At 43.7% G+C, this 5,102-nt stretch carries 5 protein-coding genes and 1 pseudogene; 3 read left to right on the top strand and 3 right to left on the bottom strand.

Annotation, left to right across the window (positions count from 1 at the left end):
• Positions 1-142: 142 nt before the first annotated feature.
• Together RID53_RS08525 and RID53_RS08520 are read right to left on the bottom strand one after the other, a co-directional pair.
• Positions 143-985 carry a hypothetical protein gene (locus RID53_RS08525; protein WP_446387701.1) on the bottom strand — a complete coding sequence of 281 codons (843 nt, stop codon included), beginning with the start codon at positions 983-985 and terminating at the stop codon, positions 143-145.
• Positions 985-1,194, bottom strand: a complete 210-nt coding sequence (locus RID53_RS08520) for a hypothetical protein (RefSeq protein WP_446387700.1) — start codon at positions 1,192-1,194, stop codon at positions 985-987. Before RID53_RS08520 ends, RID53_RS08525 begins: the two co-directional genes overlap by 1 nt.
• Positions 1,195-1,354: 160 nt before the next feature.
• Between RID53_RS08520 and RID53_RS08515 the strand changes: the two genes are divergently transcribed.
• From RID53_RS08515 to lepB, 3 genes are all read left to right on the top strand, one after another.
• A complete protein-coding gene (locus RID53_RS08515) occupies positions 1,355-1,627 on the top strand; it encodes a hypothetical protein (protein WP_446387699.1) in 273 nt (90 codons plus the stop codon).
• 211 nt (positions 1,628-1,838) lie between these two features.
• A complete protein-coding gene (locus RID53_RS08510; protein WP_446387698.1) occupies positions 1,839-2,255 on the top strand; it encodes a hypothetical protein in 417 nt (138 codons plus the stop codon).
• 11 nt (positions 2,256-2,266) lie between these two features.
• Positions 2,267-4,807: a signal peptidase I gene (gene lepB / locus RID53_RS08505; RefSeq protein WP_446387697.1), complete on the top strand. Its 2,541-nt coding sequence runs from the start codon at positions 2,267-2,269 to the stop codon at positions 4,805-4,807.
• Between the two features lie 52 nt (positions 4,808-4,859).
• Here the strand turns inward: lepB and RID53_RS08500 are convergent.
• A pseudogene (locus RID53_RS08500) lies at positions 4,860-5,102 on the bottom strand (hypothetical protein); the annotation flags it as partial.

Raw genomic sequence — 5,102 nt, 5'->3', positions numbered from 1 at the left:
CTTTTTGCCACAATGACCCATTATCAATGGCGACGACTGGATCACTGGGGACTGTGAGCAGTTTGGAGTCAAGGCTAACGGTTATCCCGTCGGGAGAGTCGAAACGGATAATCCTTTTATCGGTGGGTAAGGTTTTCATTGATTACAATTCCTCTAGTTCGTTGTCTGTGTCGTCTTCTGGATTTGTGATAATCGCGGCTAACTCTTCATCAATCTCGCGGCGAATCTCAAGCCCTCGCTCTCTGGCTCGGCTTTTGAGTTTGTCTCGAAGTAAGTCCAGGTATGAGTCTACTGAGGAAAAAATATCCCTGTGGGCGAGTTCGATGTCTGAGCGTAAATCAGATTCGCGTTCCTCTCGGTTGGATTCGCCCCAGTCGTAAATCTCGCCCTGGTAGACTCTTTTGTTGTCTAAACTGGAATGGGTTTCGAGCCAGTGGTGGTAAGCTTGCGATCGCGAAGCATATTCGTCCCAGTATTGGAAGCGCAGGGAATAGTCTGGGTTTTCGATGCCCAGTTTCGTTAAGTCTCCCCGCTGATATTGAGTCCAGTCTGGGTTGGGGAAGGTTAGCCGCGAGGTGTACCGCAGTTTGATCCGGAGTTCTGCGATCGCTTCTGGAGTTAAGCCCTGATCATCCAGGTAGTAGCCGTCTGGGTTAGAAAAGTTTTGTAACTCCTTCAGATGTTGACCCAGGCGGGAGGCTGAGATTTTGAACAGGTTTTTGGATGCTTTCTCACGGGTGAGGTAGAGGGAGCGATCGCTAGGTACACGGTAGAGTTCATATTCCCAGTCGCGAAGTCGTTTGAATCCGGCTTTTTCGTCTTCTGGGGTTTCTGGGATGATGTCTCGGAGTTTAATCCCGTCCTCTACTTGGGGGGTTTCATCGGTGGCGATCGGGGTTTGTTCATCGCCTTCACCCTCTTCGACGATTTCAACTTCGATTGATTCGTCTGGTGTGGGGTGGGGCGATGGGATTTGAAATGCCATCATTCCTTATCCCCCAGAAACGCGATCGCAAAGTTTTGGGGATGCTGGACGTAGCGTTGGAGGAATCGCAGGGAGTCCTCGGCGTCCTGGCGGTTGAAATAGCGTTGGGCTATTTCGGGTTTTTGTTTTGGCGGACTATGGACAATCACCCACGGTTTAACCTGGGCTTGGGTTCGTCCACCGCCGCGATGTTCGACGGTTTGTGACATTATGAAATTGCCCTCCATTGGCATGAACAGTGGAGTGGTAGCGCTTAGAGTCCTGTTGGTAGCAGTCTCTAGGCGTGGTGCGATCGCTCCTTCGGGAGCGGTCACATTCTCTTTTCTTACAGATATACTGTACCTAGAGTATACCTTTCTAGGTACAAATATGAGAATCGATTACGGTAAAGTTTCGCTATCAAAGGTTAAGAATCCGCGATTTCAGACACCGCAACTCCCTGACAAAGATTATTACGACTTAAAGGTGATCGCTGAACTCCTCAATAAGCCAGTGTCCCAAGTTATTAGTAACGCGATTAACACTTATCTCTACCGGAACGCTGAGAATCACACTGAGCGGTTACAGTTTAGGGCGGCTCAGGAGGGGAAGACGATGGAGGAGATGTATCAGGAACTGGCTTCGGGAGAGGTGGATGAGTAGGACAGTGGGAGGAGTGCGATCGCTACTTTACCCGAAACCTGAAACGCTGTATGGTTGGTGGTTTGATGGGTTGGGGGAGGGAGTGCGATCGCTATCCTAAACGAGCGATCGCGATTCTTCTGTAACCCCTGATTGAATAACAACTGAATCTATTGCTGGTTGAGAATTTTTCTTCGATTAAAATGATGGTTAAAGAATTTGGACACGAACCATGCCAGACGAAAAAGCTTCTCAGTCTCAGTCCTTCACTGGTAGCCCAGTATCGGGTCAGGTTGGACAAGGGCGCGATTTTCAGCAAATACAGTCCCACCAAGCCGCCTCCCCAGAAAAACAGCTATCCACACCAGAGGCTATCGAGCTTTTATCACAGCTAGAGACACTTTTACAAGATGCCGACTTGCCAGCACCGGAAAAAGAAAAAGCCATCAGATACCTGGGTGCAGCTCAGGAAGCAGCAAAAGAAGAGGATAAAGAGTTTGCAGCCGGAAGCTTGAAGCGCATGAATGAGAAGCTACAAACAGCAGGTGAGACATTCGAGGCAAGTCAAAACCTGTGGCAAAAAGTCAAGCCAATTTTGGCATCCTTAGTAACTTGGTTGGGTGTAGCCACCGACTTTTTTGGATTCTAGAACTATAAACAATGAGTCAGCCGGATTCCCCTAACCCCCAGCAAGGGCAAAAACTTGATCAGTCTCCCGTATCGGGTCAAGTTGGTCAAGGACGGGATTTCAACCAGTTTCAAGATTCTTCGGGAAATCGAATTTTCAACCCAACTGTCAACATCGTTCACCCTCCACATCAACCGCAGGGTTCCCATGCTACTACTAAACGGGAATTCCAAAATCGTCGCAAATTACTGAGTGATGTTGCCAGTGAGGTAGCTGACCGACTGGAACAATCATTACACAATATCGATCCCATCAATCTGCACAAGCAAAAACAAGCCCAGCAGGTACAGCGGTTTTGGGACATAGACCTGAAAACTGGTAAGTTTGTTGACAAGCTGCCGTCAGACATAAAAATTATTGATATCTTCGATCAGAGATCTATCGCAGGTAAGCTGCTGATTTTAGGTACCCCCGGTAGTGGAAAAACAACAACGTTACTAGAACTAGCTAAGGAACTAATCCCTCGTGCTGAGCAAGACCCCCAATTTCCCATGCCTGTCTTATTTAGTCTTTCATCCTGGCAAGATGATCGGCAAACAATTGCTGACTGGTTGGTTGCAGAACTAGATAACAGACAACGGCGATTATCAGTAGATACTGGCAAACAGTGGTTAAAAGATGGTCAACTACTGCCTCTACTGGATGGGTTAGACGAACTTAAATCTGAGCAACACGAACGATGTATACAGGCAATTAATCAATTCTTACAAGAATATCGCCCACTGCATTTGATTGTCTGTAGTCGATTGGCAGAATATGAAAACTGTTCAATCAAATTAGATTTACACGGAGCGGTTCACTTACTACCCCTGACAGAAGAAAAGATTCAGGAATATCTCAATCGGGTGGAATGTTCGCAATTTTGGCAGAGTCTCCAAGCTGATCCAAACTTATTGAAATTAGCGAAAACACCCTTGTTTTTGAACGTGATGACTTGGGCGTATGAGAAAATCTCATTAGAAAAATGGCAAAAGCTTGATTCGGAGCAATCTCGTTATCGCTACTTGTTTAATGCCTATGTAGAAACAATGTTAAGAAAGGATATTAATCAGCGGTGGTATGGCAAAGGGAAAGAGCCTAATCCGGAACAGACCCAATATTGGCTAAAATGGTTGGCTGAGAAACTCAATCAAGAGAATGAAACAGAATTTTTAATTGAAAAGATGAAGCCAGATTGGTTAGAAAACCCCACTCACAAAATGCATTACATCATTATAGGTGGGATAATAACTGGCTTAGTAGCTGAACTAAAGGGAGGACTGGTAGTTGGATTGATTCAAGGATCATTAAGGACTCAGTTAATTGTTAGTCTCTTGAGTGGGTTGATTTTGTGGAGGGGAATATCTTTCAGAGAATTACATGAAAAAATCAAGTCGCAAAAAAAAATAAAATGGTCTTGGTATTTACGCAAAATAATAAAAATAGCAATTCTTGCAACAATTTGTAGTTTGATAATAGTCGCTTCAATTCAAGTTGGCAGCTATTTTCTAAAATTGCCGACATTGAAAATACATACCAATCTGATATATGCCACAGTTATGGGAATACCTGGTGGAATAATGGGTGGAATAATTAATAGTTTATTAACACCTTATATTGATAAATATAATGACACAAAATATCCCAATCAAGAAACCTATGAATCGACAATGAAAGCGATAATGACTTGGGTAATAATGGTTATAATTATCATATTAATTGAGTTTCCGCTTACCATGATGCCAAATAATATTCCACCTTTTACACTTGCATCATTTCCAGTGTGGGCTGCAATGCTTGCTGGTGGATTGGCTTGTATTCAACATTTTACGCTGCGTATTATTTGTTGGGCTAATGGATATAGCCCTTGGAATTATCGTCGTTTCCTTGGATATGCCACGGAACGCCTATTTCTACAGCGAGTTGGAGGACGCTATCGTTTTATACACAAACAACTACAAGAACATTTTGTGTCGTTACAGTTATCTCCTCAAACACTAAAACAATCAAATATTCTTTACACCAAAAAAATCACTATTGCTTTAATCTGTATATTTTTTGTCATATTTACTATTATTGTTCCATGGATTGCCCCTGGCGCTATGCCCATTAGCTCCAATGCTATGACACCTACAATCAAAAGAAATGACAAATTATTTTATGGAGAGTTAGAACGCTCCAAGGTTTATAAAAGAGGAGATATTATTTGGTTTTATATAACTAAAGAAATGCAACATAAAGGAACAAACTATGGTATATATTTTAGACGTATTGTTGGACTCCAAAAAGAACAAATAGAAATCAATAAAGGATTAGTTTATATTAATGGGAAACTTTTATCAGAGGATTATATTGATAAACCAGGAACCTACGAACATGAATTAGTCCAAGTACCAGCCGATTCCTATTTCTATTTAGGGGATAATCGTAACTATAGCGAGTTCGATTTGGGAGGATTGGTTCCTCAAGACCATATTAAGGGTCAGGTAATTTTCCGCTACTGGCCCCCCAATCGAATGGGAAAGATTGACTAGCAGATAGGCGATCGCGATCGCGAAGCGTGTCCGATAGGACGTATCGCACCCACTAAACCCAACCAATCACATCCCTAATCTGGGTTCTAGCGATTTCTATATCAACATGGGCAAAAGCCTTATTCAACGCATTCTCCGGTCGCTTATACCAATACTGTGACCGAATGCACACGCCATCCCCTCGAACCGCTTCCCAGGTATAGCGCACCCGGTCAACCAAAAGCCAAACCTGATAAGAACGGTACATCTGCTGGAAAAACTTCAGCACCCCAATCTCAGCCAAAATCCCCAACCG

It is taken from the genome of Coleofasciculus sp. B1-GNL1-01, from assembly GCF_040220235.1.
Taxonomy (GTDB): domain Bacteria; phylum Cyanobacteriota; class Cyanobacteriia; order Cyanobacteriales; family Coleofasciculaceae; genus Coleofasciculus.
This window is presented reverse-complemented; position numbering and strand designations above follow the sequence as displayed.

Coding starts and splice junctions, on each gene's coding strand:
- RID53_RS08515 (WP_446387699.1), top strand. CDS start 1,355: ATGAGAATCGATTACGGTAAAGTTTCGCTATCAAAGGTTAAGAATCCG.
- RID53_RS08510 (WP_446387698.1), top strand. CDS start 1,839: ATGCCAGACGAAAAAGCTTCTCAGTCTCAGTCCTTCACTGGTAGCCCA.
- lepB (WP_446387697.1), top strand. CDS start 2,267: ATGAGTCAGCCGGATTCCCCTAACCCCCAGCAAGGGCAAAAACTTGAT.
- RID53_RS08520 (WP_446387700.1), bottom strand. CDS start 1,194: ATGTCACAAACCGTCGAACATCGCGGCGGTGGACGAACCCAAGCCCAG.
- RID53_RS08525 (WP_446387701.1), bottom strand. CDS start 985: ATGGCATTTCAAATCCCATCGCCCCACCCCACACCAGACGAATCAATC.